Here is a 25590-nt window from a genome sequence, read left to right as displayed (position 1 = left end):
CGAACTTCATCTAGCCACAAATATCCCGGGGGCTGGGGCAGCGCCCCAGCCTTCGCTCAAGCCAACCGCAGGGGTCCGCTGACATGACCGAGCTACCAAACGCCACCGACCGCAAGATGGGGCTGGTCATTGACCTGGACACCTGTGTTGGCTGCCACGCCTGTGTGATTTCCTGCAAGGGCTGGAACACCGAAAACTATGGAGCGCCGCTGTCCGATCAGGACCCTTATGGCAGTGACCCGTCGGGCACCTTTCTAAACCGCGTGCATTCGTTTGAGGTCCAACCATCGGCCTGTGGATCTGAACCTGCCCCAGCCGCGCAGCTGATCCACTTCCCAAAATCCTGCCTGCACTGCGAAGATGCGCCCTGCGTCACCGTTTGCCCAACTGGGGCCAGCTATAAACGTGTCGAGGACGGTATCGTCTTGGTCAACGAAAGTGACTGTATTGGCTGTGGGCTGTGCGCCTGGTCCTGCCCCTACGGCGCACGCGAATTGGATCTGGCTGCGGGGGTGATGAAGAAATGTACGCTCTGTGTAGATCGGATTTATAACGAGAACCTGCCCGAAGAAGACCGCATTCCATCCTGCGTACGGACTTGCCCCGCGGGCGCGCGACACTTTGGTGATCTGGGTGATCCGGACAGTGATGTGTCCAAACTGGTGGCCGAGCGTGAAGGCATGGACCTGATGCCTGAAATGGGCACCAAGCCGGTGAACAAATACCTACCACCGCGCCCTAAGGATCAGATGGAAGACCAGATTGATATCTTAGCTCCCTTACTGGCCCCGGTTGCCGAAGAAGCAGGCGGCTTTTTGGGCTGGCTGGATAAGGCGCTCGACAAGCTACCCGGCAACTCCACCGAAGGAGCAAACTGATGCATCCGGCCCCTTCTGTTATTCTCTTCACCACCCTGTCCGGGCTTGGCTTTGGGTTGTTGTTCTTCCTTGGTCTTGGCATGCCCGATGTGACCGGCATGGTGTCTTTTGTGTTCTTTGCCATTGCCTATGCGCTGGCAGTCGGCGGGCTCTTGGCCTCGACCTTTCACCTTGGCCACCCAGAACGCGCCATGAAGGCATTCAGCCAGTGGAAAACCAGCTGGCTGAGCCGCGAGGGCTGCTGTGCGGTTGGTGCTCTGTTGGTGATGGGGCTCTACGCTATTGGTACTGTGTTTCTGGACACCCAGTGGACCCTGTTCGGCGTGATCGGCGCGGTTCTTAGCTTGGCGACAGTTTTCACAACGTCGATGATCTACGCCCAGTTAAAGACTATTCCGCGCTGGAACATGCCGCTCACCCCAGCGATGTTCATCAGTTTTTCGCTTGCTGGCGGCGCATTACTGGCGGGACAAGAGACCATGGCAACCGCCCTGCTGATCATCGCAGGATTGGTGCAGCTGGGTTATTGGTCCTACGGCGACAAAGCCTTTGCCGAGTCGGGCACCACAATGGGGACGGCCACCGGTTTGGGTGATCGTGGCGCCGTGCGTGCGTTTGAGCCACCGCATACTGGATCAAACTATCTGTTGCGCGAATTTGTACATGTGGTGGGCCGCAAACACAGTCAGAAATTGCGGATGATCGGGTTCGGTTTGGGCTTTGCGCTACCGATCCTGTTGCTGCTGATCCCATTCGAAGGTCTGATGCTGAAACACACAATGGCCGCTATTGCCGTCCTGTCGCATCTGGTTGGAATAGCCTGCTCGCGGTGGCTGTTCTTTGCCGAGGCTGAGCATGTGGTCGGCTTGTACTACGGTAAACGCTAGAAATTCAGGGGCACCCAAACCGGGTGCCCCAATTTATTTCAGATCGCATGTCACAAACCGTGTTGCTGCTTCGTCCTGTTCCTGAGCCATCAAAAAGGAACAGATTATGTCTCAACGTCTTGACCAATATTCCACCGCTCCAGAACTGATTAAACCGCTGCTTGAAATGGAAAAAGCATTGGATGGAACAGAGCTGGAATTCAGTTTGAAAGAACTGATCAAGCTGCGCGCATCGCAGATCAACGGTTGCGCCTATTGCATTCACATGCACACAAATGATGCCCGCGCGGGTGGTGTAAGTGAGGATCGACTGCACCTGCTGAACGCCTGGAGGGAATCCTCGCTGTATTCGGATCGCGAACGCGCGGCGCTGGCCTGGACTGAAACCCTGACCCGCGTAGAAACACAGGGAGCGCCTGACGCGCATTACAAAACCCTGACTGAGCATTTTACACCACACGAACAAGTGGCCGTCACGCTGGCCATCACCGCAATCAACTCGTGGAACCGACTTGCAATCGCATTTTCTACCCCACATCCTGCCGCGCAGGAGGCAAATGCTGCGTGACACCTATGAACTCCCCTGAAGCAAATATGTTTCTGGATGCGCGGCCGCGATTATTCGCGGCTGCCTATCGTATGTTGGGCACCGTCAGTGATGCTGAGGATATACTGCAAGAAGCGTATTTGCGCTGGCAAACTGTCGCTATGGATACGGTGCGCGATCCGGTTGGATATCTCATGCGGATCACCACCCGTCTTTGTCTTGATCGGCTGAAATCAGCGCGGGTGAAACGCGAAGTTTATCCCGGCGAATGGCTCCCCGAACCCGTGTTGACCGGTGGCTCGGTTGAGGCGCTGGATCACGATGTGTCGGTAGCATTGTTGCTCGCACTGGAACGGCTAACGCCGCTCGAACGAGTGGCGTTTTTGCTACATGATGTGTTTGACTGTGATTACGACGAGGTGGCCCTGACGCTTGGGCGTAGCGAAGCCAGTTGTCGACAACTCACTACGCGCGCCCGTCGGCATGTGCAGGAATCCAAGCCAAGGGCAGCAGTAGATGATGAACAAGGTGCGGCGATGGTCGAAGCCTTTTTCATGGCCTCCAAGTCGGGTGACACCTCTGTATTGGCAAAGCTGCTGACCAAAGATGTGCAACTGATCTCGGACGGTGGCGGCAAGGCGATTGCGGCGCTCAATCCAATTGTTGGTCAGGATCACGTGGTGCGGTTCTTCGAGGGGCTGTCGCGCAAGCTGGATGGATTTATTCCAAAACACTGGAAACTCTGTCAGCTAAATGGTCTGCCAGCCATCGTTAGCGGCGAGATTGATGGGATTGTTCAGACCACTGCTTTGGAAATTGTGGGCGGCAAGATCCACAGGATCTACGTGGTTCGCAATCCGGACAAGACACAGCATCTGGTTGAGACCTTGAATGGTAATGAAGGGCCGCGTCTATGACGCGACCCTGAGGTATTACGAATGGAACTCGTAAGCCCGTTCGCCATGTTCCTCGAGATCCAAACCATTGGATTCCATCTCTTCTGAGACACGAAATGGCGTGATCAGGGCGGTTATCTTGACCAAAACCACGGACACCACAAAGGTGAAAACACCCACAATCGCCAGCGCACCCAGTTGTGCAACCCATGTGCCTTCACCAAACACCGCGATCATAATGGTGCCAAAGATGCCGCCAACACCGTGAACGGCAAATACATCCAGCGTGTCGTCAATTTTGACTTTGTTACGGATGAAATTCACGGCTTCCTGGCACAGGACCCCAGCAATCGCACCGATAATCATCGCCTCGACCGGGCCAACAAAGCCTGACGCCGGGGTGATCGATGCCAGACCTGCAATAGTGCCTGTCACGATGCCAACCAGGCTGGCTTTGCCGTATTTGATACGTTCCCACAGGGCCCAGGTCAGAGAAGCCGTCGCGGCCGAGATATGCGTCACGGTAATCGCCATCGCCGCGCCGCCATCGGCTGCCAGTTGCGATCCGCCATTAAAGCCATACCAGCCAACCCACAGCATTGCGGCGCCCAACATCACAAAGGGAGGTGAATGCGGAGGTTTAGTCGATACCTTGCGTGCGCCCAGCATGACCGCCAGAACCAAGGCCGCGATACCAGCGGTTTCATGGACCACAATGCCTCCGGCAAAATCCTTGACGCCCACATCCCCAAAGATGCCGCCGTCCGCCAGAAAACCGCCGCCCCAGATCCAGTGCACAACGGGCGCATAACACAACAACATCCACAGCCCGGAAAACACCATAACAAACCCAAAGTGGATGCGTTCCACATAGGCGCCGACGATCAAGGCTGGGGTGATGATCGCAAAGGTCATCTGGAAGGCAAAAAACAGGATCTCAGGCAGGGTGCCTGTCAGGCTATCGACAGTCACACCATCAAGGAACATCTTACCAAGCCCCCCCCAGTAGGCATTGCCATCACCAAATGCGATTGAATAGCCAACGGCGAACCAGAGTACGCTCATCAAGCAGGCAATGGCATAGCAATGCATGAACACACTGAGCACATTTCGCGCCCGCACCAGCCCGCCATAAAAAAGGGCCAGCCCCGGTAGTGTCATGAATAACACCAATGCCGTTGCGACCATTATCCAAGCTGTATCTGCCCCGTTCATAGTACTCTCCGTTCGCGTTTGGACTCTGACGTCACTGCGATGAACCGTTTTGAACACGCAAAAGAAAGAGGCAGAGCCGCAACGAGCCGGTCAAATCTGCAGCAGTTCAGGGACTGACTGGAATTTGTGCGCAATGTTCGCAGTGCGCCCAAAAATGCGCCACGTTGTGAAAAGGGTCCGCAGCCTTTCCCAACGTCATCTTCACCAGCCAGCCAAAACACGATGAACAAAATAAGGAAGAGATCTCAGAAATCACATGTTCGACGCTCAGTTCAGCAGCGGCTTTCATCTGCATCTAGTGAAGGTAACACGCTGGAAAGTAAGTAAAATATTTTCAATCGAGTTGGAAGATCCCTAGCTTGGCCGTTGCACTTACGTTCCAGAGATACCGTTAATAGGAAATTTTTTATCGTTTTTCGATAAATGATTTGACCTTCGTTTCTACCCGCTATAGCAAAACCACAGGCTAAACGCCCCCTGTGGGGACGCACTACGCAAAGGAACTGTGGCAATGAAGATGTCGCGATTGACTAATTTACTATTCGTCCTGATTGCAGTCACGGCAATCTTATCCCTGACGGATACCATCTTTGTTTTCCAAAGTGATTTCCCGCTAGCCCTGCAGGTCGACGGAGAAGTTTGGATCCGGAAAATTTCTGAGTTTTCCATATCCGACCGAGTTGCGATCTTCTCGATGCTCGAGTTCACAACATTGCCTTGGTATTGGGCACTCTTCATGATGTGGCGCTTGGCAAAGCTGTATCGAGACGGTCAGTATTTCACGCCCCAAAACAGTCGGTGTTTTGTTGGAATTGCCTACGCTCTGATTGCGATGTCGATTTTGGATACTCTGATCGCACCCGTCATTGGTGGCTACTTCTATTATCGCGGCATCCTTGATGGCATGCCTGATATGGACGTGACCCTGATCTTAGCTGACACCGACTTACTGACAGCCGGATTATTCTTCTTTTTGATCGGGATGATCATGGAAAAAGCGAGTACTCTTAGGGAGGAAGCAGATATGACGATATAGATTGGTACACTGAATTATGGCGTTGATCATTCATCTGGATGTTATGTTGGCTACTCGCAAAATGAAGCTTTCTGAGCTGTCTGAGCGTGTCGGTATTACCATTGCCAACCTTTCAGTTTTGAAAACAGGGAAAGCAAAGGCAGTCCGCTTTTCAACCCTAGAAGCCATATGCCGGGAACTCGACTGCCAGCCAGGGGACCTCATAGAATACAAGCCTGACAAACCTTCTGAATAAACCTCTTTAGAACAACACCCTCAAAATCTGTGGAAAATACAATGAGCAAACAAACGCACTTCGCGTTGTTTGGTGCGGTAGCTATTGCCGTGCTGACGACAACTTCACATGCATATGCTGACGATAGCAGAGACGGTTTTTATGCCGGTCTGGCAATTGCTGGATCAGGTGTCGCAACCGAGGAAGGCGCTGGCGTCCAGCAACGGGACAATTCAAAGACTTCAATCGGGGCTTTTGCTGGGTACAAACAGAAAGTCTATTCGAACTATTTTATCGCCGGGGAAGCGTTTATCAACGACACTTCTCAGGACAGAACCTATTCGAATGGTGACAGACTCTCGTTCGGAACCCAATATGGCGTGAAAGCACACCTGGGATATGAAGCGAACTGGGGGTCCGTCTATGCGATCCTGGGCGCAGCCAACCTAGACTATGATGTCACGCTAAACGGATCAACGGTAAGCGAGAGCGGTATTTCCCCGATCTTCGGCTTGGGAACCAGCTATCAGATCAATGAAAAGGTCTCTGCCAACCTAGAATACATTGGCACCGGTGATAGCATCAATATTGCTGGCAAGTCGGACAGGGGTGTTGGTCTTGGTGTAGTCCGCCTTGGTCTTGCGTACCATTTCTAATGCGGCAGACATAAACGCACACTAGTTATGCACGAAAAAGGCGGCGCTCCGACTGGAGGCCGCCTTGATCATATAGAGCGATCTAGCCTGTAGCAGACCTGCCCAATTCCGGCTAAACCTTGCTGGCAAGCCCTTTCAGGTTTCCGTCCAGAACTTTCCCCATCATCATTTTCATCATGGTCTGCCCAAGCAACCAGCCAAACGGGCCAAACTTGACGCGATAACTCATACCCCACTTCACGTTCGACCTGCCGTTTTTAAGTGGCACTACATTTAGTTCTGCATGTGCTTCGTGCAGTGGCATCGCTGACATTTCCGACAGCTGGACCCGACATTTTCTATTTGGAACCCAAGCGGTAACTTCCTCGACGACCGAGGTGCCGTTATCGAAATGACAGCGGCGTTTTGATCCAACCCCATCTTCACCGCTGGTCAGTGCATCAACAGATTTCACCAGCGGTGCAAATTCGTCAACGTGCATATAGCGACTTAAAACAGCCCACACGGCTTCGGGTGTGGCGTCAATTTCGAGTGCTCGTTCATAGTGTATCATGTCGTCCATCCTGATCCAAATTTGAGTTCTTTATAATGGATGCCTGATGACAGTTTCTGTCATCATCAGAGCAAAACCGTCGGTTCCGGAAAACTTTTTGTTGGGCCGGCGTGAAAAAGGCGGCGCTCCATCCGGAGGCCGCCTTGGTCAGTAGTTGATTTGTTGCGGTTTACAGCAAGCCAGCGTGGGCCATTGCAGCGTCAATTGCAGCCTTGGTGCTGGCTTCCAAACCGGTCAAAGGCGAGCGAACTTCTTCGCTGCACAGGCCCAGTTTCGACAGACCGTATTTGGCACCAACCAATCCGGGTTCGATAAAGATCGCTTCGTGCAAAGGCATCAACTTATCTTGTAGTTCCAGCGCCTTGGCGTAATCGCCAGCCAGCGTTGCAGCCTGGAATTCAGCACAGAGTTTTGGCGCGACATTCGCTGTCACCGAGATGCAGCCTGTACCGCCATGGGCGTTGAAACCCAGCGCCGTTGCGTCTTCGCCGGACAGTTGCACAAAATCGGCACCACAGGTCATGCGCTGTTGGCTGACCCGCGCGATGTCTCCTGTCGCGTCTTTAACACCGATGATGTTTGGCAGCTTGGCCAGCTCGCCCATCGTCTCGGGTGTCATGTCAACAATCGAGCGACCGGGGATGTTGTAGATAACGATCGGTATATTTGCGCAATCATGCGCAGCGGTGAAATGTGCCACCAGGCCGCGCTGAGTCGGCTTGTTGTAATAGGGTGTCACCACCAAGGCCGCATCAGCGCCCGCACTTTTGGCAAATTCGACAAAACGAATCGTTTCAACAGTGTTGTTGGACCCTGCCCCAGCAATCACCGGCACCCGGCCAGCCGCCGCTTTCACAACTTCTGCGATGACGGTCTCATGCTCGTCATGTGTCAGGGTGGGGCTTTCACCAGTGGTACCGACGGGGACCAAGCCGGTTGATCCCTCGCTGATATGCCATTCTACAAGGTGTTTGAGTGCATCCAGATCCAACTCGCCGTTGTTAAACGGGGTGACGAGGGCTGGCATAGAGCCTTTAAACATGGACACGCTCCCTTAGCAGTGTATTTCAGACGGGCGATGGCCCGCCGACATTGTTGATCTGCCGATAAATTGAGTTGAACCCAGCAGGTCACGGATTATCGTTATTGACTCTAGCCTTGGTTCATTGGAAAATGCAAGCGATGACACGCATTCTAACCCTACTTGTTCTGATTTCCGCACTTTGGGTGCATCCTCTGGTTGCCCAGCAAGGCCGTCATTTAGGAAGCGCCTTGAATTCGATGCGGTCCGAAAAATGGAGCGAGGCCGCCAATACTGCGGCCAAGTCAGGAGATGTGGCCGCTGATGTAATTGAATGGCACCGGCTGCGCGCAGGAATGGGTTCAGCAGATGATGCGCTAGCCTTTTTGTCCCGGCGTTCGGATTGGCCGGGGCTTGCCTATCTCCGCCGCAAAATCGAACCTTCAATTGCTGCTGCCGGAACTGAAGCTGTTTTGAAGTTTTATTCTACTGAAGCGCCGCAAACTGCCGAAGGTGTATTGAGCTATGCCCGGGCGCTGATTGCCACCGGGAAACGAGGGGACGGCGAAGCCAATCTGGTTGTCGCTTGGCGGACCATGCCGATGGGCTCGGCCATTCAGACAGCTTATCTGAAAGATTTTGCCAAGCTGCTAAAACCTCACCATGCCGCAAGACTGGACCGGCTGTTGTGGGATAACCACCTGGTCAGCTCAAAACGAATGTTGTCACTGGCCCCTGATGGGGATCGCAGGCTCGCAGAAGCGCGTATTGCCTTGCAAGAAAGAACGCCAGGAGTCGACGCCAAAATCGAAGCCATTCCGGCCCGTTTGCAAGATGCACCAGGATTGGCGCATGACCGGTTTAACTGGCGCGACCGCAAGAAGCGGCGCGAGGATGCGATCACTTTGATGTTAGAGCGGAGCGAAAGTGCCGAGAGCCTGGGCGAACCTGAACAATGGGCGCGTCGCCGCCGCGATCTAGTGCGTCAGGATATGCGCGATGGCAACAACCAGCGGGCCTATCAGCTGGCTGCGCGCCATCACACCACCCCAGAAGCAGGTTATAATTATTCCGACCTCGAGTGGCTCGCCGGGTATATTGCGCTGCGAAAACTAAATGATCCCGCAACGGCTGTGCAGCACTTTGACCGCTTTTTGGATTCCATCGAGACACCTATCTCTATCGGGCGGGGCGGGTATTGGTTGGGACGTGCCTTTGCGGCGATGGATGAACCGGACAAAGCCCATGAGGCCTATGCCTTGGGCGCAAATTATCAAACCTCCTACTATGGCCTGCTGGCCGCTGAAGAGATTGGCCGCCCGTTTGATCCGGCGTTGGAAAATCCACCTGCAGTCCCATCCTGGAAACAGGCTGAGTTTGCTTCATCATCGGTGACCAAGGCGGCGCTGATGATGATTGATGCGGATGAGTTGGATCTGGCCGAACGCTTCCTGACCCATCTGGTCGAAGGGCTGGACGAAGTTCAGGCACGGCAATTGGGTCTGATGGCGGTTGAAATGGGTCATGCGCATCTGGCTGTAATGATTTCAAAACGAGCCGCGCGTCAGAGTATGGAGCTAGAGGGGGCCTATTTTCCATTACATGCCGTTGCAAAGGAAAAGCTGCCAATGGCCAAGGAAATGGTATTGGCAATTTCACGACGCGAAAGCGAGTTCGATCATCAAGTGGTCAGTGGTGCGGGCGCACGCGGGCTGATGCAGGTGATGCCAGCAACGGCAAAATTGGTGGCCAAAGAACTAGGTATACTGGCCAAGCATTCAACCGCACGCCTAACCGGCGAGTGGGATTATAACGCCAAACTGGGGGCCAACTATCTGGCGGGGTTGGCGGGTACGTTCGACGGCAATATTGTTATGATGGCAGCCGGATATAATGCCGGGCCGCGACGTCCGATTGCCTGGATGGAACGCTACGGCGATCCGCGTGACGGCACCCCGGATATCGTGGACTGGATTGAGCACATCCCATTCAACGAAACCCGCAATTACGTCATGCGGGTTTCTGAGAGCCTGCCTGTTTACCGCGCCCGATTGGGTAAAAAACCGTTGCCCGTGCCGTTCACTCAAGAACTGGCTGGGTCAACCCTTCGCGCGTTCGCGCCATAGGGTAAACAACCCAGCTGCGATAATGATGCCGGCACCAATGGCCACATTGGTACGGATAACCTCGCTGAACACTGCGATGCCCAATATGGCGGTCCAAATAAGATGGAAGTAGGCAAAGGGTTGCACGGCGCTGGCTTCGGCCATTTCATAACACTTGATCAACAGCCAATGCCCCGCGACGCCAGACACACAAAGCAACGCCATCCAAAGCCAGTCGCTGCCAACCATTGGCTCCCAGAACCAGATGCCAACAACCGTCATGCAAACTGCGCCAGCAATGCCGGTCCAAAAAAAGCTGGTTGCGGTGGTGTCTTTGCGGGCCGCGTACCGTGTCAGCAACCCATAAACCGCAAACATCAATGCCGAGAAGAAGGGGATAACAGCTGCGGGGTTAAACACGCCCATGCCCGGCTGCAGAATAACTAGCACCCCGATCAAGCCTACGCCAATCGCTGACCAACGTCGCCAGCCAACGCTTTCTCCCAAGACCGGACCACTCAAAGCAGCCACCAACAGAGGATAAGAGATAAAGACCGCCTGGCTTTCGATCAGGCCGAGAATGGTAAAGCCGTAGACGGCGACACATATTTCAGCAACCAGCAAGGCGCCTCGAAATATCTGTAATCCCAGTTGATCCGTTTTTGCAGTTGCGCGGATGCCGCCGGGGGCTCGGGTCGCCAGAAACACCACAAACGCGGCGAAAAACCAGTAGCGCACCATCACCACCATGTAGGTGTTATAGGTTCCGGCTAAGTGCCGGGAGATCCCGTCCTGAAGGGCAAAAACCACAGTCGCACCAATCATAAGTAAAATGCCCAAAGGCACATTGTTGGTTTGCGTCTGTTCAGTACTGACCTGTGTCATACCATCTTTGCCTTTGTCATATGCCGCTTGCGCCCAAAACCCGGCACGCGCGTTACTTCGAATCCTGCCTCTTCCAACCCGCGCCTAACAAAACCGGCTGCCGTGTAGGTCGCCGCACTACCACCCTGTTTGGTGTGGCGCGCCACTTGCTGCATCAAATCAGCCTGCCATAGTTCGGGATTTTTGGCGGGAGAGAACCCATCCAGAAACCAAGCATCCGCCTGCCCCGTCCACTCTGGCAGCGACACGCGCGCGTCGCCTATGACCACATTCAGCTGCAACGTGCCCAAATCACAGCAACCGGTTCCCTTCCAGAGCTGTAGAAACCTCTCGGCCCAGGGTGTTATGGCGGGAAAAGCAGCCAGCGCTTTTGCCATATCTGCGGGCAACATTGGAAAGGCCTCGAAACTGGTAAAGCATAGAGGCGTGGTCATCCCCGCCTCTTCCCAGGCCTTCCAGGCGGTCAGCATGCCAAGGCCCGTCCCAAACCCCAGTTCGGCGATTTGAAACCCAGGCACAAACCGCTTTGGCAGGTCGTTGCCTGCAAGAAACACAAATTCAGTTTCAGCCAGTCCGCCCTGAAGTGAAAAGTAGGGATCATCAAACTTATCTGACACCGGCACAACGTCGTCGCGCCAACTGAGGCGGGCCTGCTGGTCTACCATGTGATTATCCCCTAAATGAGTAGCTGGAACGGCGCGACACTGTCGAAAGGGCAAACAAATGGCAATGGCTGACATAACGGTGCGTGGCGCGGGGGCGTTTGGACTGACAATCGCCTGGGTCTGTGCCCAACGTGGTGCGCGGGTCCAAGTGGTCGATCCAAATGGTGCGGGTTCGGGGTCCAGCGGCGGATTGGTCGGGGCGCTGGCCCCCCATGTGCCTGAAAACTGGAACCCCAAGAAAGCCTTCCAGCTCGACAGCCTGCTGATGGCGGAGAAATTCTGGTCTGAGGTGGAAGAGGCCGGAGGTGTCTCTTCGGGCTATGGCCGGACTGGGCGATTGCAACCCATCAAGGACGACAAGGCCTTGGGAATGGCCCGTCGACGGGCGGAAACAGCGCGCGAGTTGTGGCAGGGCGAGGCTGAGTGGTCAGTCTGCAAGACTTCCGATCTCGGATCATGGACCCCGCCCAGCGCCACCGGCTATGTCATCCACGACACCTTGACCGCCCGCATGTCACCACGCCGCGCCGGGGCCAGTCTGATCGCCGGGTTGGCTGTGATGGGGATAGATGTGGTACCCGAGGCCCCGGATCAGGGATTGGTGGTGCATGCCAAAGGCTTTGCTGGGCTGCAGGAGTTGAACGCCGAACTGGGAAAGACGATCGGCAGCGGTATAAAAGGCCAGTCGGCGGTACTGCGTTTTGACGCTGGAGAGGTGCCGCAGATTTTTGCGGACAACCTCTACATGATTCCACATGCAGATGGGACATTGGCCATCGGGTCCACCAGTGAACGTGAGTTCGATAACCCGGACGAGACTGACGACCTTCTTGAGGACGTAATCGACCGTATCCGCACGCTGATGCCCGTTCTGCATGGTGCTGAAGTGATCGATCGCTGGGCTGGGGTGCGGCCGCGATCTAAGTCCCGCGCGCCCATGTTGGGTGCCTATCCCAACCGCCCCGGACATTTCATCGCCAACGGCGGTTTCAAGATCGGTTTTGGCATGGCCCCCAAGGTGGCGCATGTGATGGCGGATCTGTTGCTGAATGGGGTGGATGCCATTCCCGACGGGTTCCGGGTAGAGGATAACCTGTAAGCTTCTGCCCTATTTTGGCAAAGCAACCGCACTCATACATTGTCGCCCGTCCGGACCTCGCACCCACAGGTCATTGCCCTTGCGGCACAGAGTTGCTGTTTCAAAATGCATGAGTGGCGAGGAGGCTCGGAAGCTAAATTCTGCAAGTGGTCCGATCTGCGCAGTTGCCATGAGCATCAGCTGCTGCGCCAGTAGCGGACCGTGCACCACCAGCCCTGTATACCCTTCGACATCGCGTGCGTAATCCAGATCATAATGGATGCGATGCCCGTTGAAGGTCAGCGCCGAATAACGAAACAGCAGGGTTGAACTGAACTCAACCTCTTGGGCATCGGTTTCATCCAACCTTGCTTCAGGCGCGATTGGCAAAGGTGCCTTTGGATCTGGGTCCTCGCGGTAGACCAGATCCTGCCATTCGGTCAGGCACAGCTGGTCTTGCTGCCAGATTTCATGTCTGAGCGTCACAAAACCCAGCGGCCCACTGCGTCCGCTCTTTTGTGTTGCCGTTTCCAATACAGATCGTTTTTCAGCCACCAGACCAGCGCGTAGCGGCTCGCTAAACCTCAATCGGCCACCAGCCCACATTCGACGCGGCAGGCCCAGATCAGGCACTAGCCCACCGCCGGTTTTCGGGTGCCCGTCACGCCCCAAATTACTGGTCGGTTGTGGCGTCCAGAAATACAGCTGATGAAAAAATGGCGGTAAGTCTCTGCCAGCCCGAAGAGACGGCCCCTGCCCTAGCGCAACTTGCAAAGCGGCAGCACGGTCCGGGTCCATCATATCTGATTGCACGATCAGGTCTTGGGCTTTGGCATTCATATTTCTTCTCAGCGTTGAATCTCGGTTTGCAGATTTTGCATCAAGGCCGACAAGGTCGTCAAATACTGATCGCTGGTCAGATGACCTGCATCGTCGAACTGGCCACCCGATCCCGCCAGATGCACTGGAGGTCCCGCAATTATGCGAGGTTGGAACGGCACCATAAAGGAGCGCAAGACCATCTGTGCCTGTTCACCACCTGTCCGACCGGCAGCAGCCGACATCAGGGCGACGGGTTTATCTACCCAAGGGCGACCGTCGGTGCGGCTGATCCAATCGAGGGCGTTCTTTAGAACCCCTGAAGGGCCCTTGTTATACTCAGGTGTGGAAATCAGTACAGCATCTGCCGCTGCAATCTGATCCGCCAACTGCTGAACCGCAGCCGGAACGCCATCACGGCTTTCCGCATCTCCATCATAAAGTGGCAGATCGAGGTCCGCCTCAACATGACTTACGTCACCAAGCAACCTTACCGCTTCAAGCAGCAGTTTGCGGTTGGTGGCCTCGCGGCGCAGCGAACCAGAAAGGGTCAGGATAACGGTCTCGGGCATGTTGTGGTCCTCTCTACATGTGGTGTACGGATTAACCTAACCCCGATCAGCGAGTACAAAAGCCCAATAGCTGCGCAGCTCCTGTGCATCGTTGCTTTACCCAAATCGTGTTTACTTGCACCCTACCCCAGCTTTGGCTCATTCTGATCCTCAGCAATGTCTTTTACGGTGAGGTTTATTTTGAGCGACGGCCTGTGTGTGTCCTGTTCCTTGTGCTGCAATGGCACCCTGTTCTCCCGCTTGGCTATCAGCCAGCAAGAGGCGGATCGGTTAGAAGGCGATATCGAGGTTTTCACCCGCAATGAGAAACTGCGCATGCGCCTTCCCTGTCCACAGCTGGGTAACGACGGGGCGTGTGGCTGTTACCTGCAGCGGCCTAAAACCTGTCGCACTTATCGTTGCCAACTTCTGAAACGCAATGAACGGGGTGCCATCCCCAATGCAGATGCTCTGGCAATCGTGAAAGACCTGCATGCAATGCAGGACAAAGCCAAATCAGCGGCCATCGATGCAACGCCCGGACCTGAGCGTCGCAAAGGTAACACCAACGCCGCACAAGCGATGCGTGCGTTGAAGACCGCCAGATCAAAGCATCCGGAAGAGATAGACAAATACCTGTTTCAAAACGCCGAGTTTCATTTCGAAACCTTCGTGCGATATGTCCGACTGCATCTACAGCCCAATTTTCGCAAGGAAAAATAGGGGTCGCATCCGTGGCGACCCCTTGTCAAAGCATCAGCTCGCTTGTGGGATGACCACAATTTCAACGCGGCGGTTCTGCGCCTTACCTTCAGGTGTCAGATTGCTGGCCACCGGCTGGTCTTCGCCTCGGCCAATTGTCTGCACCCGGTTGTAGGGCACACCACCGGCCTGAATTTGATCTGCCACCGCATTGGCACGGCGCACTGACAGGCCTTGGTTATACGCAGCCTCACCGTCACTATCCGTGTGGCCGATCACCTGCACCGAGCTATCTGGATAGCGCAGCAAGCTGTTCGCAACTTTTTGCAGATCTGACTGTACTGCCGAGCTGACTGTATAGCTGTCGGTTGCAAAGGTCAGGTCGTTCGGCAGAGATACAATCAGCCGGTCGCCCGTGTTGACGATTGTGATGTCTTCATTGGCCAGCTCGTCGCGCAGTTCAGCGGCCTGTTTGTCCAGCGTAGCGCCAATCGCGCCACCAGCCACGGCCCCAATCGCTGCTCCACCCAGAACCGCCGCAGTTTTGTTGCTGCTATTGGACAGTGCACCGATGCCAGCGCCGACCAGCGCCCCAATAGCAGCCCCACCTTTGGTGTTTTGATTGGGATCGCCATTATACGTTCCCAAGGAGGCTGGATCGGTACAGGCACTCAGGCCCAGGGCGGCAACCAGAACGGTTGCTGTCGAGAATTTTACGATGGTCATGGTCTGGCCTTTGCTGCTCGGAACCGCGCCTGTCGCGCGTCTTTTGCCCAATATATCATGCTTCATGGCAAAAGGCTCAACCCCGGTGACCTCCGGGTCGGCAATTCCCCGCGCAACAACCGTTCCTCAGGCCTCGCTGCGTGCGGCCTCATAGGCCAGCATTGCCCGTTTCACTGGCAACCCCCAATGGTATCCACCTAAGGCCCCCGATTTGCGCAAAGCGCGGTGGCAGGGAATCAGCCATGACACCGGATTACGCCCCACAGCGGTTCCCACTGCACGTTGTGCGCGAGGTTCACCAATCGACTGGGCGATCTCGGAGTAGGTCGTGACCTGACCTGATGGGATCCGCAACAATGCTTCCCAAACCTTGATCTGTAGTGGAGCGCCAATCATGTGCAATGCGGTTTCACCGCGTCGGTCAAAGGCTGCGCTGACCAGCGGGGCCAACATCGCCGGGTCTTCGATGAAAGTCGCTTTGGGCCAACGCGACTGCATATCAGCCATGGTCGCTTCAACTCCTGTTTCAGCAGCAAAACCCAGCCCACAAATACCCTTGGCCGTGCCCATCGCCAGAGCCTGCCCAAAGGGACTATCAAACCAACCCCAGAAAATTTGCAGGTCATTCCCTTTGCGGGCGTATTCACCAGGGCTCATTGCTTCCCAGCGAAGGAACAGGTCATGCAGGCGACCAGACCCGGACAATCCAATTGCGTGAGACGCTCCCAATGTGGTGAAATTGTCGTGCAACAAGGCCTTGGCGTGTCCCAGTCGCAAATATTGCTGATAGCGTTTGGGCGAGACCCCAACCCAGGCCGAAAACAGACGCTGGAAATGTGCCGGGCTCATATCCATCTTTTTCGCAAGCTCCTCCAGAGACAGGTTCTCGCCCCCTTCATCGATCAGCTCGATTGCGCGGCGCATAACGCCATAATGATAGCTTTGCTCATTCGTCTGAATATTCATCCGCGCATCTCCTGTGGTCGTCTGAAATTAGACTAAGGATTGACTGGCGATCATACGACCCGAAACCTGCGCCTTGAGATGATTTATGGGGTTCCCGACATTCACCACTTCCAAACGAACGTCGGTTTTTGCTAGAGGAACCTGATTTCAGGTGCCATTACCTTACTGATCACTGCGCCCGTATTTACAGCCTCGTAAATTGATTTGGGCGGGCGAGCAGTCTCATCAACGCTACGGCGAACCCAGCTTCTGACCTCCATCGACTTCAGTGATTGCGATAGTGCTCGATCTGTAATTCTCGGCAATTTTCGTTTGATATCATTGAAGTGACTTGATGAGTGGAGCGACGTCAGCACCGGTAGTGTCCACGACCGGCGGAGCAAATCTTGATCTTCATCAGCGGAAACGTTTTGAATTTTGTTGGCGATTGCAGCAGCAGCAGTCCCTAGCAGTGTAAGCCGAAACTCTGGACGCAGTGGATGACCGTAACCGGGATTTCGTTCTACCAACCCCATCTTGATCAGATGATCCATGCTCTGTGCGAAAGCAGTCCTACTCGCGCCAGTTGCCACCAGCAGGGGTGCCTGGCGTCCGGCGATGCCTGCATGCATGTTTGATAGTATGGGTAACGCCCAAGCTCTTGAAGTAATGTTGACAAACAATTCAATGTACATAAAGTATAGCTAATACATTTAAGGTCAAGAGGAAAGACTATGTCTCTAATTTCGCTCGATGAAACCATAACTATTTCTCTGTCAGTCACGGATCGCCATGTAAGTGCTGAGTGGTACAGCAGTATGTTGGGGTTTGAGACAATCTACCACGCCGACGACGCAGGCTGGTCAGAACTTCAGACGAATACAGGCGGAGTAACAATTGGCCTAGGCGAGCATACCAAACCCGCCCCGGGCAACTGTGTACCCGTGTTTGGAATCGCTGACTTGGACGCCGCGAGGCAGAAGTTGGAGCTAGCCAAAGTTAAATTTGACGGTGAAACGGATGTAGTCGAAGGCATGGTCAAAACAGCGACTTTTTATGATCCTGATGGCAACGCGCTCATGCTCGCAGAAGATTTGACAGGCGGGTCATGATTTATCGCACCAGCTGAACCAACCACGTGAAGGACGGCAATGTTCCACCTAATTGCCGTCTGACGCACGTCTATTAAAGGGCGGTTACAAGGGGGCGCGGTTAAAATATGGCGCGGAGGCTGTTGCGAAACAGCACAGGGTTAACCCTGCCTGAGCCAATTCTCCGGTTTCCCGTTGCGATGCGTTGCCTGTCACGTCATTAAGGCCCGCGATGGCAAAGCAACTCGATTATCATACCCTCCGCGAGATATTTTCGCGATTTCAGGCAGCTGAACCAGAACCCAAAGGGGAGCTGGAGCATGTTAATGTTTATACCCTTACGGTGGCGGTCGCCCTATCGGCGCAAGCCACCGATGCCGGAGTGAACAAAGCAACGCGCGCATTGTTCCAAATTGCGGATACGCCGCAGAAGATGCTCGACTTGGGCGAAGCGGGGCTGACCGAGCACATCAAGACAATCGGGCTGTTTCGCCAAAAGGCCAAGAATGTGATCAAGATGAGCCGCATTCTGGTTGAGGACTACAATGGCGTGGTCCCGAATTCCCGCGCTGCGCTGCAATCATTACCGGGTGTCGGGCGCAAGACCGCCAATGTGGTTCTGAACATGTGGTGGCAGCAACCGGCACAGGCCGTCGACACTCATATCTACCGCGTTGGCAACCGGTCCGGTATTGCGCCGGGCAAGGATGTCGATGCGGTTGAACGCGCTGTCGAAGACAATATTCCCGCTGATTTCCAGCTTCACGCCCATCACTGGCTGATCTTACACGGCCGCTATCACTGTAAAGCACGCAAACCGCTCTGTGGCACCTGCCTGATCCGCGACCTGTGCATGTTTGAGGACAAAAACCTATGAGAACTTACCAGATTGTTGGCATCGGCAATGCCGTTGTGGATGTCATCAGCCAAAGCGATGACAGCTTTCTTGATCTTATGGGGATCGAGAAAGGCATCATGCAACTGATCGAACGTGATCGCGGTGAAGTGTTGTATGCAGCGATGCAAGGCCGAGTGCAGACGCCCGGCGGTTCCGTGGCCAACACCATTGCCGGCGCCGGTGCTCTGGGGCTGGACGCGGCATTTATTGGCCGCGTGCACGATGATGCGCTGGGACAATTCTATGCAAAATCGATGAGCGACGATGGCGTAGATTTTGTGAACCCACCCGTGCCTGGCGGCGAGCTGCCGACCTCGCGCTCGATGATTTTTGTGTCGCCCGATGGTGAGCGGTCGATGAACACCTATTTGGGTATTTCGTCCGAGCTGAGCTCGGCCGATGTGTCCAAGGACGTGGCGGGTCAAGCCAAGATCATGTTCCTTGAAGGCTATTTGTTCGACAAGGACAAAGGCAAAACAGCATTCCTGGAGGCAGCGCGCAGCTGCCACGAAGGCGGCGGCAAGGCTGGCATCGCAATTTCCGATCCGTTCTGCGTGGAACGTCACCGCGCTGATTTTCTATCACTGATCGAAAACGAACTGGACTACGTGATCGGCAACGAGGACGAAATCAAGTCGCTGTTCGAAACTGATGATCTGGATGAGGCGCTGGCCAAAACTGCCGCAATCTGCCCGCTGGTGGTTTGCACCCGCTCTGGCGACGGCGTGACAGTTGTTTCCGAAGGCAAACACATCGAAGTCCCTGTGACCAAAGTTGTTCCGGTAGATGCGACCGGTGCAGGTGATCAATTTGCTGCGGGTTTCTTGTTTGGTCTGGCCACTGGTCGTGATCTGGAAACTTGCGCTAAAATGGGCTGCGTTTGCGCCGGCGAGGTGATCAGCCACATTGGCCCACGCCCCGAAGCCAATATGCTGGCGCTGCTCAAGGCCGAAGGTCTGGTTTGATCTGATCTGACTTTCAAGTTTTTTAATGTAGTTAGAAAGCCGCCCGTACTGGGCGGCTTTTTTGTTGGGAATACCTATTCCAGTTCTGCCGCGACAAGCGCCTTGCCGAGAAGGGCTCGGAAGGTTTCAACATCCGCCACATCCAGATCAGCGATCAAGGATGTCTGGGTTTGGACGTGTTCCGTCACTACCTTGTCAATCAGGGCAAAACCGCTGTCGGTGAGACCGACCAAAAAGCTGCGGCTGTCAGCAGGATTCACGCTCCGCTTTACCAGCCCGTCGGATTCGAGCCGATCTATCCGATTGGTCATCGTCCCCGACGCCACCATGGTCCTTTCCAGCAAGACACCCGGCGACAGGGTATAAGGGGCCCCTGCCCGGCGCAGGGTCGCCAGCACATCGAACTTGGCGGCGTTCAACCCGTGCTTGGCAAACGTCTTATGCATTTCCTTTTGATAGGTCAGATACAGCCGCGCAACGCGACCGATAATGCCCATGGCCGTCACATCCAGATCTGGCCGCTCTTTTTCCCATTGTCGGGTGATAAAATCTACGTGGTCCATAAACTCTTGTCGCACATTTTCTCTTGACGTCAAGATTGAATCAATTATCTCGACATCAAGAGAAAAGGAGTTTCCCATGTCCAGACGTTTAGATCTGCTGCTCACTGCCCTTGCCCCAGCCATTTGGGGGAGCAGCTACATTGTGACCACACAGCTGCTGCCTGAGCATTCGGCCATGACCGTGGCGTTTCTGCGTGCCCTGCCCGCTGGATTGCTGTTGTTGCTGATTGTGCGTCAGTTGCCGCCATTGAACTGGGTCGGCAAAATTTTCATTCTAGGCGCGCTGAATTTCTCGATCTTCTGGGCCATGCTGTTCATTTCCGCCTATCGCTTGCCGGGTGGCGTCGCCGCAACGCTGGGGGCCGTTCAGCCATTGATCGTGATTTTCCTGGCTGGGTTTGTACTGCAAACCCAAATTCGCGGCGGTCAGATTCTCGCCGCGCTGTTGGGCATAGCAGGCGTTGCACTGCTGCTTCTGACACCTGCAGCCCAATTGGATACGGTTGGAATTTTGGCCGGTCTGGGCGGCGCGGCATCCATGGCGGCAGGCGTAGTCTTGACCCGCAAATGGCAGCCCCCGGTTCCGCCGCTAACTTTCACCGCATGGCAGATGACGGCTGGTGGGCTGTTATTGCTGCCAGTGGCCTTGTGGGTCACACCCGAGGTCCCCAGTTTCACCCCGGCCAATCTGCTGGGCCTAGCCTACCTTGGCCTGATCGGTGGCGCGTTGACCTATGTGTTGTGGTTCCGTGGCATCGCCCGGATTGATCCAGCATCAGTGTCTATTCTTGGTGTATTCAGCCCGCTGTCGGCCGTTGTCCTTGGCTGGGTGTTCATGGGGGAGACATTGTCGCCAAGTCAGGGGGCTGGGGCATTCTTGGCACTGTTTAGTGTCTGGTTGGGGCAAAACAAATGGAAGCTAATTCGTTCTCGCAAACTACCCGTGAAACCGATCTCTTGAACGCTATGCGATGACCGTTTTGAGGAATGCCTCAAATCAAATCCTATTGGCTAGATCCAAGCCGCGAGAAAACTAGTTTCTTGCGGCTTTAAACTCTTCCGGCATAGGCTCTTATTCTTCGTAGAACGTCTTACATTTTCGGCCCTGATGGCACGAGAGCAGTGCTTTCTCGGTTTCAGCATCCAAATCGTATCCATCCCCACCGCAAGGATCAAATTGTGACACGAGATCTTCGCCTTCTACACGAGCAAACAAGATGTAATCCTTACCGCTGGAAACGCCCGAACAAATGCCCGCATGGCAATAAACTTCCAAAATGATGCTTTCTTGAACCTCTTCAGAAAAACTTCGTCGCCCTAGAACAACCCCATCAAAGGTTGCTAGAACACGAGTACGCCCATCTAGCGCGTCCAAGTTTTCATACAGTTTCTCCCGATCAAAAGTCAGCCGACCTTTGAAAACTCTGTACTCATCTTCAGAAACTGCAGCGTCCGTGTAAGCCATTGAGATGCTCGACGAGAAGCAGGAATAAGCTGACACTGAGCCTCCCAAAAAGCTCAAGCATATGAAAGTGAAAGCTAAAAGCCGCATCTCACAAGTGCCCCTTAAACTCCTCAATGACCCGAGCATAAACCTCGCGCTTGAACGGCACGATCTTCTCAACCAGCTGATCCACCGGCTGCCAACACCAGGCTGAAAACTCGGGGTGATCGGTATCGATATTGACCTGATCATCTGTCCCAGTGAACCGCATCAGATACCACTTTTGCTCTTGGCCGCGATACTTGCCACCCCAGAATTTGGGCACCACGTCGTGCGGCAGGTCATAGGGCAACCAGCCGTTACTTTCGGCGATGATCTCGACCAGTTCAGGCGTTACACCGGTTTCTTCCTCAAGCTCGCGCAGGACAGCCGCGCGGGGGTCCTCACCCTCATCAATCCCGCCCTGAGGCATTTGCCAAGCATCTTTGAACCGATCCTTGCGCTGTCCAACAAAGACGTCGCCATCCGCGTTGATCATCATCACACCCACATTGGGGCGGTAGGGCAGCTTGGCAATCTCACTCGGGGTCATCGTGTTCTCCTGATCAGTCGCGCTACTGTGTACAGGTGCCCCCGCGTCGCACAAGAGGGTGACGCCGCGTTTCGGGTGACAAGCCGAGCCAAGGCCGTAAATCTGTCCGGCAAACCTGAGGGAGAGTGTTATGACTGAGTACCCAAACCTGCTGGCACCGTTGGACCTGGGCTTTACCACCCTAAAGAACCGCGTGCTGATGGGGTCGATGCACACTGGCCTCGAAGAGACCCGCGACTGGAACCGGGTCGCAGAGTTTTATGCCGCGCGTGCGCGGGGCAATGTTGGCTTGATGGTCACCGGAGGCATTGGTCCTAATCTGGAGGGTTCTGTTCTGCCTGGCGCGGCAATGATGACCTGTGACGACGACGTGAAAAACCACGCGATTGTCACTAACCGGGTCCATCAGGCAGGCGGCAAGATCGCGATGCAGATCCTGCACGCCGGACGCTATTCTTATGGTCCGAAATGTGTTGCCCCCAGCGCGGTGAAATCGCCGATCTCGCCCTTTCCGCCGACTGAGCTGGACGAGGACGGGATCGAGAAGCAGATCGGCGATATCGTCAATGCCGCGTGTCTGGCGCAAAAGGCCGGTTATGACGGGGTCGAGATCATGGGCTCCGAGGGGTATTTCCTCAACCAGTTTCTGGTCACCCACACCAACAAACGCACTGACCGCTGGGGTGGGTCTTATGAGAACCGGATGCGGTTGGCGATTGAAGTGGTCCGACGTACGCGCGAAGCTGTTGGGACCAACTTCATCATCATCTTCCGCCTGTCGATGATTGATTTGGTGCCCAATGGATCGACCCATGACGAGGTGGTGCAGCTGGCCGTCGAGGTTGAAAAAGCAGGCGCCACAATAATCAACACCGGCATCGGCTGGCACGAAGCCCGCATTCCCACCATCGCCACCAGTGTCCCCCGCGCGGCTTTTGCCTGGGTCACCAAAAAGCTGATGGGCAAGGTGGGCATTCCCCTGATCACCTCGAACCGGATCAACTCCCCCGAAGTGGGTGAAGAGGTTCTGGCTACGGGCTGTGCCGACATGGTGTCGATGGCCCGCCCGATGCTGGCAGATGCGGAGTTTGTGACTAAGGCTATGACAGGCGCGAGTGACCAGATCGCCCCCTGCATTGCCTGCAATCAGGCCTGCTTGGACCACACATTTGGTGGCAAGTTGACCTCCTGTCTGGTGAACCCACGGGCCTGTCACGAAACCGAGTTGCTGATCGAACCCTCCCCAATTGCCAAAAGTGTTGCCATTGTTGGCGCGGGACCGGCTGGGTTATCTACGGCGCTGACCGCAGCACAACGCGGCCATGCCGTGACCCTGTTTGATAAGTCGGATGAGATTGGTGGCCAGTTGAACATGGCCAAACAGGTTCCGGGCAAGGAAGAGTTCTGGGGATTGGTGGACTGGTACCGGACCATGGTCGCTGAGGCAGGGATTACCGTGAAACTGGGGGTTGAGGTTGGAGCAGATGACCTCGCCGAATTTGACGAGGTGGTGATCGCTACCGGTGTCATTCCACGTGATCCGCAGATCCCCGGACAGGACCGCGACAATGTTCTGACCTATATCGACGTGCTGCGCGGCAAGGCGCCGGTTGGCAAACATGTTGCAGTGATCGGCGCTGGAGGCATCGGGTTTGACGTGTCCGAATTCCTGCTAGAGGAAGGCCACAGCCCCACCACAGATTTACCGTTGTGGATGAAAGAATGGGGCGTCGCCGATCCTGCAGAACATCGCGCTGGACTAGCTCCCGAAGGGCCTCAGCCTGCTGCACCGGTCCGCAAGGTGACGCTGCTGCAGCGCAAGGCAAAGGCACTCGGCAAAGGATTGGGCAAAACCACTGGTTGGATCCACCGGGCTACACTGAGAATGAAAAATGTCGAGATGATTGGTGGTGTAAACTATGAACATATTGATGACGCTGGGCTACATGTCTCATTTGGTGAAGCACGCGAGAACCCGACAGTCATTCCAGCAGATACCATTGTCCTGTGCTCGGGGCAGATCTCGCAGCGATCACTGGCCGATGCGTTGTCCGAGCGGGGCATCTCTTGTCACGTGATCGGAGGCGCGGACGTAGCAGCGGAACTGGATGCAAAACGAGCCATCAATCAGGGCACCCGGCTGGCTGCGACGTTCTAAAAGAGAGGTGCGTGAACCCGCGCATCTGCGCGGAACCACGCACCCTACGCATTAACCGTGGATGTTGCGACTATCAGTGGGGGCCTCTGTCCGGTCCTCCATTCCGTAGTCACGAATGACACTGGCAACACGCAGGCGATAATCGGCAAAGATACCGCTACGGCCACTGTCCTGCCCGGCACGATGTTCAGTCAGCGCCCGCCAGTTAGCCACGGCCTCTTCGTCGCGAAAAAAGGACAGCGACAAAAGCTTGTCTGCATTCGTCAGACTTTGGAACCGCTCCACCGAGATAAACCCGTCAACCTGTTGCAACAGGGGCAACAGATCGGCGGCGACCTTTAGATAGTCGGGCTTGCGGCCTTCAGCGATCTGAACTTCGAACAGGACGGCTATCATTTTGAGGCTCCATGTGGGGAAGAAGCCAGTTTTAGCCAGGTCCGGTCCTCGCGCAACAGGAACTTTTCTTTCTGAGCGAACTCATAGTTTTCGCGCCCCAAGGGATCTGCCGACAAACGTGCGCGGTAGGATTCATAATCCGCCAGGCTGGCCACGTTATAGATGCCATAGGCCAGCGTCGATGAGCCTTCGTGCGGGGCGTAGTAACCGATCAAGTCTGCCCCACAGCGCGGTATCGCCTGCCCCCAATTGCGCGCGTATTGCTCAAACTGGGATTTCTTTGTTGGGTCGATTTGATAGCGAATGATGCAGGTCAGCATTGATAACTCCGATTTTGATGACCTGCTTCTAGGGGCGATCCGCGAGCAAATGCTTCGCTCCGCATCGAAGTGTGGAGCTATCGCGTGACCTGGGCGACGGATGAACCGCCGCCCATTCTATCATTCAATTACGATGGTAATCACGTCTGAGACAATTGGGGTGGAATGCGGCACATGACCAAGATCCCCCATTACCAGTTGCAGTGTGTGCTGACCGGGTTCCAGATCAATCTTGGTTTCGGTTTGCCCGCCGCCAAAATGCACATGGTGCTCGTCGGCGGGTAACCCATACGACAGCTCATCAGCCCCATCTTCACCCTCGCCCAGCGGCGGACGGTCGATCAGCAAATGGTGGTGACCGGTATTGTCTTTCTCTGTCCCCGCCGGAGCAACACCCATGCCAGACAGGCCAAAGATAACTGTCACCGGAGAGACAAAGGTGTCTCCATCTTCAATATTCACAAAATAGACCTGAGCATCGGGATTAGAGGCGGTCTCGCCTCCGGCCCAAGCGGGCATTGCTAAAGAGACTGCAATTAGTGCCGCTGCAATTTTCTTCATCTGTCTAACCTTTTTAAAACACCTACAATGAAGACACCTTATCGCTCGTCCGCTGAGATTGCGACTCGCGTCCGGAAGATCCCATTGTTCCTAAACTCGGACACACTAGTCACTGGCGACGAAATTCGTTGTTCACATTTTATCCATCTCTGCCGACATCACGCGATCGTTTCCACATACCGAACGATCCAAGGAAAACCCCGGTATTATCCCACCAGCGCCC

At 55.0% G+C, this 25590-nt stretch carries 31 protein-coding genes; 15 read left to right on the top strand and 16 right to left on the bottom strand.

The annotated features are described in order from the left end of the window. The first annotated feature begins 83 nt into the window (after positions 1-83). The 4 genes from FEE96_RS01465 to FEE96_RS01450 all read left to right on the top strand — a co-directional run bounded on the left by FEE96_RS01465 (position 84) and on the right by FEE96_RS01450 (position 3229). Positions 84-878, top strand: coding sequence for a 4Fe-4S dicluster domain-containing protein (locus FEE96_RS01465; RefSeq protein ID WP_138161218.1), 795 nt, complete (start codon positions 84-86; stop codon positions 876-878). Continuing rightward, complete coding sequence (locus FEE96_RS01460) at positions 878-1765, top strand: dimethyl sulfoxide reductase anchor subunit family protein (protein WP_138161217.1); 888 nt, start codon at positions 878-880, stop codon at positions 1763-1765. The genes FEE96_RS01465 and FEE96_RS01460 overlap by 1 nt, the downstream gene beginning before the upstream one ends. A 106-nt stretch (positions 1766-1871) precedes the next feature. Beyond that, the gene (locus FEE96_RS01455; protein WP_138161216.1) at positions 1872-2333 is read left to right on the top strand and encodes a carboxymuconolactone decarboxylase family protein; all 462 of its coding nucleotides are present in this window, start codon (positions 1872-1874) and stop codon (positions 2331-2333) included. A gap of 5 nt (positions 2334-2338) precedes the next feature. Then, entirely contained in the window at positions 2339-3229 is an 891-nt protein-coding gene (locus FEE96_RS01450; RefSeq protein WP_138161645.1) for a sigma-70 family RNA polymerase sigma factor, read from the top strand. Between the two features lie 15 nt (positions 3230-3244). Here the strand turns inward: FEE96_RS01450 and FEE96_RS01445 are convergent, their stop codons facing one another. After that, complete coding sequence (locus FEE96_RS01445) at positions 3245-4423, bottom strand: ammonium transporter (protein ID WP_138161215.1); 1179 nt, start codon at positions 4421-4423, stop codon at positions 3245-3247. A gap of 511 nt (positions 4424-4934) precedes the next feature. On the opposite strand from FEE96_RS01445, the gene FEE96_RS01440 reads away from it, so the two are divergent. Genes FEE96_RS01440 through FEE96_RS01430 form a run of 3 tightly spaced genes read left to right on the top strand, consistent with a single transcriptional unit; the run spans position 4935 to position 6329 of the window. Then, the gene (locus FEE96_RS01440; protein WP_138161214.1) at positions 4935-5459 is read left to right on the top strand and encodes a DUF2975 domain-containing protein; all 525 of its coding nucleotides are present in this window, start codon (positions 4935-4937) and stop codon (positions 5457-5459) included. Between the two features lie 16 nt (positions 5460-5475). Beyond that, on the top strand, positions 5476-5694 hold the full coding sequence (locus FEE96_RS01435; protein WP_138161213.1) for a helix-turn-helix domain-containing protein: 219 nt from the start codon (positions 5476-5478) through the stop codon (positions 5692-5694). A 41-nt stretch (positions 5695-5735) separates the two neighbouring features. After that, on the top strand, positions 5736-6329 hold the full coding sequence (locus tag FEE96_RS01430) for an outer membrane beta-barrel protein (RefSeq protein ID WP_138161212.1): 594 nt from the start codon (positions 5736-5738) through the stop codon (positions 6327-6329). Positions 6330-6441: 112 nt separating this feature from the next. Here the strand turns inward: FEE96_RS01430 and FEE96_RS01425 are convergent, their stop codons facing one another. Continuing rightward, positions 6442-6882, bottom strand: coding sequence for an SRPBCC family protein (locus FEE96_RS01425; RefSeq protein WP_212744722.1), 441 nt, complete (start codon positions 6880-6882; stop codon positions 6442-6444). A gap of 169 nt (positions 6883-7051) precedes the next feature. Continuing rightward, positions 7052-7924, bottom strand: a complete 873-nt coding sequence (gene dapA, locus FEE96_RS01420) for a 4-hydroxy-tetrahydrodipicolinate synthase (protein WP_138161210.1) — start codon at positions 7922-7924, stop codon at positions 7052-7054. A gap of 140 nt (positions 7925-8064) precedes the next feature. On the opposite strand from dapA, the gene FEE96_RS01415 reads away from it, so the two are divergent. Continuing rightward, positions 8065-10029, top strand: coding sequence for a lytic transglycosylase domain-containing protein (locus FEE96_RS01415; RefSeq protein WP_138161209.1), 1965 nt, complete (start codon positions 8065-8067; stop codon positions 10027-10029). On the opposite strand, the gene FEE96_RS01410 is transcribed toward FEE96_RS01415, so the two are convergent. Continuing rightward, on the bottom strand, positions 10003-10893 hold the full coding sequence (locus tag FEE96_RS01410) for a DMT family transporter (protein ID WP_138161208.1): 891 nt from the start codon (positions 10891-10893) through the stop codon (positions 10003-10005). The genes FEE96_RS01415 and FEE96_RS01410 overlap by 27 nt on opposite strands. Then, a complete protein-coding gene (mnmC2, locus tag FEE96_RS01405) occupies positions 10890-11558 on the bottom strand; it encodes a tRNA (5-methylaminomethyl-2-thiouridine)(34)-methyltransferase MnmC2 (RefSeq protein WP_138161207.1) in 669 nt (222 codons plus the stop codon). The genes FEE96_RS01410 and mnmC2 overlap by 4 nt, the downstream gene beginning before the upstream one ends. A 58-nt stretch (positions 11559-11616) precedes the next feature. Here mnmC2 and FEE96_RS01400 point away from each other — a divergent pair, with 58 nt between their 5' ends. Next, positions 11617-12657, top strand: coding sequence for an NAD(P)/FAD-dependent oxidoreductase (locus tag FEE96_RS01400; RefSeq protein ID WP_138161206.1), 1041 nt, complete (start codon positions 11617-11619; stop codon positions 12655-12657). A 9-nt stretch (positions 12658-12666) separates the two neighbouring features. On the opposite strand, the gene FEE96_RS01395 is transcribed toward FEE96_RS01400, so the two are convergent. Both FEE96_RS01395 and FEE96_RS01390 read right to left on the bottom strand, forming a co-directional pair. Continuing rightward, entirely contained in the window at positions 12667-13476 is an 810-nt protein-coding gene (locus FEE96_RS01395; RefSeq protein WP_138161205.1) for an HTD2 family dehydratase, read from the bottom strand. Positions 13477-13484: 8 nt separating this feature from the next. Beyond that, on the bottom strand, positions 13485-14027 hold the full coding sequence (locus FEE96_RS01390; protein WP_138161204.1) for an NADPH-dependent FMN reductase: 543 nt from the start codon (positions 14025-14027) through the stop codon (positions 13485-13487). Between the two features lie 180 nt (positions 14028-14207). Here FEE96_RS01390 and FEE96_RS01385 point away from each other — a divergent pair, with 180 nt between their 5' ends. Beyond that, the gene (locus FEE96_RS01385) at positions 14208-14729 is read left to right on the top strand and encodes a YkgJ family cysteine cluster protein (protein ID WP_171021577.1); all 522 of its coding nucleotides are present in this window, start codon (positions 14208-14210) and stop codon (positions 14727-14729) included. 33 nt (positions 14730-14762) lie between these two features. On the opposite strand, the gene FEE96_RS01380 is transcribed toward FEE96_RS01385, so the two are convergent. The 3 genes from FEE96_RS01380 to FEE96_RS01370 all read right to left on the bottom strand — a co-directional run bounded on the left by FEE96_RS01380 (position 14763) and on the right by FEE96_RS01370 (position 17074). Continuing rightward, on the bottom strand, positions 14763-15434 hold the full coding sequence (locus FEE96_RS01380; RefSeq protein WP_138161644.1) for a YiaD family glycine zipper/OmpA-like lipoprotein: 672 nt from the start codon (positions 15432-15434) through the stop codon (positions 14763-14765). A gap of 126 nt (positions 15435-15560) precedes the next feature. Continuing rightward, the gene (locus FEE96_RS01375) at positions 15561-16400 is read right to left on the bottom strand and encodes a methylated-DNA--[protein]-cysteine S-methyltransferase (protein WP_138161202.1); all 840 of its coding nucleotides are present in this window, start codon (positions 16398-16400) and stop codon (positions 15561-15563) included. A gap of 131 nt (positions 16401-16531) precedes the next feature. Then, positions 16532-17074, bottom strand: a complete 543-nt coding sequence (locus FEE96_RS01370) for a winged helix-turn-helix transcriptional regulator (protein ID WP_138161201.1) — start codon at positions 17072-17074, stop codon at positions 16532-16534. Positions 17075-17113: 39 nt separating this feature from the next. On the opposite strand from FEE96_RS01370, the gene FEE96_RS01365 reads away from it, so the two are divergent. The 3 genes from FEE96_RS01365 to FEE96_RS01355 all read left to right on the top strand — a co-directional run bounded on the left by FEE96_RS01365 (position 17114) and on the right by FEE96_RS01355 (position 19333). Next, on the top strand, positions 17114-17491 hold the full coding sequence (locus FEE96_RS01365; RefSeq protein WP_138161200.1) for a VOC family protein: 378 nt from the start codon (positions 17114-17116) through the stop codon (positions 17489-17491). Positions 17492-17702: 211 nt separating this feature from the next. Then, entirely contained in the window at positions 17703-18347 is a 645-nt protein-coding gene (gene nth / locus FEE96_RS01360; RefSeq protein ID WP_138161199.1) for an endonuclease III, read from the top strand. Continuing rightward, entirely contained in the window at positions 18344-19333 is a 990-nt protein-coding gene (locus tag FEE96_RS01355) for an adenosine kinase (RefSeq protein WP_138161198.1), read from the top strand. Before nth ends, FEE96_RS01355 begins: the two co-directional genes overlap by 4 nt. A 74-nt stretch (positions 19334-19407) precedes the next feature. Here FEE96_RS01355 and FEE96_RS01350 read toward each other — a convergent pair whose 3' ends face one another. Continuing rightward, a complete protein-coding gene (locus tag FEE96_RS01350; RefSeq protein WP_138161643.1) occupies positions 19408-19896 on the bottom strand; it encodes a MarR family winged helix-turn-helix transcriptional regulator in 489 nt (162 codons plus the stop codon). Positions 19897-19972: 76 nt separating this feature from the next. Here FEE96_RS01350 and FEE96_RS01345 point away from each other — a divergent pair, with 76 nt between their 5' ends. After that, positions 19973-20857, top strand: coding sequence for an EamA family transporter (locus FEE96_RS01345; RefSeq protein ID WP_138161197.1), 885 nt, complete (start codon positions 19973-19975; stop codon positions 20855-20857). A gap of 111 nt (positions 20858-20968) precedes the next feature. Here the strand turns inward: FEE96_RS01345 and FEE96_RS01340 are convergent, their stop codons facing one another. Continuing rightward, the gene (locus tag FEE96_RS01340) at positions 20969-21361 is read right to left on the bottom strand and encodes a hypothetical protein (protein ID WP_138161196.1); all 393 of its coding nucleotides are present in this window, start codon (positions 21359-21361) and stop codon (positions 20969-20971) included. 88 nt (positions 21362-21449) lie between these two features. Continuing rightward, on the bottom strand, positions 21450-21932 hold the full coding sequence (locus FEE96_RS01335) for an RNA pyrophosphohydrolase (protein ID WP_138161195.1): 483 nt from the start codon (positions 21930-21932) through the stop codon (positions 21450-21452). Between the two features lie 130 nt (positions 21933-22062). Here FEE96_RS01335 and FEE96_RS01330 point away from each other — a divergent pair, with 130 nt between their 5' ends. Then, positions 22063-24090: an NADPH-dependent 2,4-dienoyl-CoA reductase gene (locus FEE96_RS01330; protein WP_138161194.1), complete on the top strand. Its 2028-nt coding sequence runs from the start codon at positions 22063-22065 to the stop codon at positions 24088-24090. 51 nt (positions 24091-24141) lie between these two features. On the opposite strand, the gene FEE96_RS01325 is transcribed toward FEE96_RS01330, so the two are convergent. The 3 genes from FEE96_RS01325 to FEE96_RS01315 form a co-directional block, all read right to left on the bottom strand. After that, positions 24142-24486, bottom strand: a complete 345-nt coding sequence (locus FEE96_RS01325) for an antibiotic biosynthesis monooxygenase family protein (protein ID WP_138161193.1) — start codon at positions 24484-24486, stop codon at positions 24142-24144. After that, positions 24483-24806 (bottom strand): NIPSNAP family protein, encoded by a 324-nt coding sequence (locus FEE96_RS01320; RefSeq protein WP_138161192.1) that lies wholly within the window; start codon positions 24804-24806, stop codon positions 24483-24485. The genes FEE96_RS01325 and FEE96_RS01320 overlap by 4 nt, the downstream gene beginning before the upstream one ends. A gap of 120 nt (positions 24807-24926) precedes the next feature. Further along, positions 24927-25367 (bottom strand): DUF4399 domain-containing protein, encoded by a 441-nt coding sequence (locus FEE96_RS01315; protein ID WP_138161191.1) that lies wholly within the window; start codon positions 25365-25367, stop codon positions 24927-24929. Positions 25368-25590 lie beyond the last annotated feature (223 nt).

It is taken from the genome of Parasedimentitalea maritima, assembly GCF_005771405.1.
In the GTDB taxonomy this organism is placed as follows: domain Bacteria; phylum Pseudomonadota; class Alphaproteobacteria; order Rhodobacterales; family Rhodobacteraceae; genus Parasedimentitalea; species Parasedimentitalea maritima.
Note: the sequence above shows the minus strand (reverse complement) of the source record. Positions and strands in the feature narration are given on the sequence as shown.

What these genes read in the sequence shown, in the direction of transcription:
- FEE96_RS01465 (WP_138161218.1), top strand. Translation starts at nt 84, where the DNA reads ATGACCGAGCTACCAAACGCCACCGACCGCAAGATGGGGCTGGTCATT.
- FEE96_RS01460 (WP_138161217.1), top strand. Translation starts at nt 878, where the DNA reads ATGCATCCGGCCCCTTCTGTTATTCTCTTCACCACCCTGTCCGGGCTT.
- FEE96_RS01455 (WP_138161216.1), top strand. Translation starts at nt 1,872, where the DNA reads ATGTCTCAACGTCTTGACCAATATTCCACCGCTCCAGAACTGATTAAA.
- FEE96_RS01450 (WP_138161645.1), top strand. Translation starts at nt 2,339, where the DNA reads ATGAACTCCCCTGAAGCAAATATGTTTCTGGATGCGCGGCCGCGATTA.
- FEE96_RS01445 (WP_138161215.1), bottom strand. Translation starts at nt 4,423, where the DNA reads ATGAACGGGGCAGATACAGCTTGGATAATGGTCGCAACGGCATTGGTG.
- FEE96_RS01440 (WP_138161214.1), top strand. Translation starts at nt 4,935, where the DNA reads ATGAAGATGTCGCGATTGACTAATTTACTATTCGTCCTGATTGCAGTC.
- FEE96_RS01435 (WP_138161213.1), top strand. Translation starts at nt 5,476, where the DNA reads ATGGCGTTGATCATTCATCTGGATGTTATGTTGGCTACTCGCAAAATG.
- FEE96_RS01430 (WP_138161212.1), top strand. Translation starts at nt 5,736, where the DNA reads ATGAGCAAACAAACGCACTTCGCGTTGTTTGGTGCGGTAGCTATTGCC.
- FEE96_RS01425 (WP_212744722.1), bottom strand. Translation starts at nt 6,882, where the DNA reads ATGATACACTATGAACGAGCACTCGAAATTGACGCCACACCCGAAGCC.
- dapA (WP_138161210.1), bottom strand. Translation starts at nt 7,924, where the DNA reads ATGTTTAAAGGCTCTATGCCAGCCCTCGTCACCCCGTTTAACAACGGC.
- FEE96_RS01415 (WP_138161209.1), top strand. Translation starts at nt 8,065, where the DNA reads ATGACACGCATTCTAACCCTACTTGTTCTGATTTCCGCACTTTGGGTG.
- FEE96_RS01410 (WP_138161208.1), bottom strand. Translation starts at nt 10,893, where the DNA reads ATGACACAGGTCAGTACTGAACAGACGCAAACCAACAATGTGCCTTTG.
- mnmC2 (WP_138161207.1), bottom strand. Translation starts at nt 11,558, where the DNA reads ATGGTAGACCAGCAGGCCCGCCTCAGTTGGCGCGACGACGTTGTGCCG.
- FEE96_RS01400 (WP_138161206.1), top strand. Translation starts at nt 11,617, where the DNA reads ATGGCAATGGCTGACATAACGGTGCGTGGCGCGGGGGCGTTTGGACTG.
- FEE96_RS01395 (WP_138161205.1), bottom strand. Translation starts at nt 13,476, where the DNA reads ATGAATGCCAAAGCCCAAGACCTGATCGTGCAATCAGATATGATGGAC.
- FEE96_RS01390 (WP_138161204.1), bottom strand. Translation starts at nt 14,027, where the DNA reads ATGCCCGAGACCGTTATCCTGACCCTTTCTGGTTCGCTGCGCCGCGAG.
- FEE96_RS01380 (WP_138161644.1), bottom strand. Translation starts at nt 15,434, where the DNA reads ATGACCATCGTAAAATTCTCGACAGCAACCGTTCTGGTTGCCGCCCTG.
- FEE96_RS01375 (WP_138161202.1), bottom strand. Translation starts at nt 16,400, where the DNA reads ATGAATATTCAGACGAATGAGCAAAGCTATCATTATGGCGTTATGCGC.
- FEE96_RS01370 (WP_138161201.1), bottom strand. Translation starts at nt 17,074, where the DNA reads ATGTACATTGAATTGTTTGTCAACATTACTTCAAGAGCTTGGGCGTTA.
- FEE96_RS01365 (WP_138161200.1), top strand. Translation starts at nt 17,114, where the DNA reads ATGTCTCTAATTTCGCTCGATGAAACCATAACTATTTCTCTGTCAGTC.
- nth (WP_138161199.1), top strand. Translation starts at nt 17,703, where the DNA reads ATGGCAAAGCAACTCGATTATCATACCCTCCGCGAGATATTTTCGCGA.
- FEE96_RS01355 (WP_138161198.1), top strand. Translation starts at nt 18,344, where the DNA reads ATGAGAACTTACCAGATTGTTGGCATCGGCAATGCCGTTGTGGATGTC.
- FEE96_RS01350 (WP_138161643.1), bottom strand. Translation starts at nt 19,896, where the DNA reads ATGGACCACGTAGATTTTATCACCCGACAATGGGAAAAAGAGCGGCCA.
- FEE96_RS01345 (WP_138161197.1), top strand. Translation starts at nt 19,973, where the DNA reads ATGTCCAGACGTTTAGATCTGCTGCTCACTGCCCTTGCCCCAGCCATT.
- FEE96_RS01340 (WP_138161196.1), bottom strand. Translation starts at nt 21,361, where the DNA reads ATGGCTTACACGGACGCTGCAGTTTCTGAAGATGAGTACAGAGTTTTC.
- FEE96_RS01335 (WP_138161195.1), bottom strand. Translation starts at nt 21,932, where the DNA reads ATGACCCCGAGTGAGATTGCCAAGCTGCCCTACCGCCCCAATGTGGGT.
- FEE96_RS01330 (WP_138161194.1), top strand. Translation starts at nt 22,063, where the DNA reads ATGACTGAGTACCCAAACCTGCTGGCACCGTTGGACCTGGGCTTTACC.
- FEE96_RS01325 (WP_138161193.1), bottom strand. Translation starts at nt 24,486, where the DNA reads ATGATAGCCGTCCTGTTCGAAGTTCAGATCGCTGAAGGCCGCAAGCCC.
- FEE96_RS01320 (WP_138161192.1), bottom strand. Translation starts at nt 24,806, where the DNA reads ATGCTGACCTGCATCATTCGCTATCAAATCGACCCAACAAAGAAATCC.
- FEE96_RS01315 (WP_138161191.1), bottom strand. Translation starts at nt 25,367, where the DNA reads ATGAAGAAAATTGCAGCGGCACTAATTGCAGTCTCTTTAGCAATGCCC.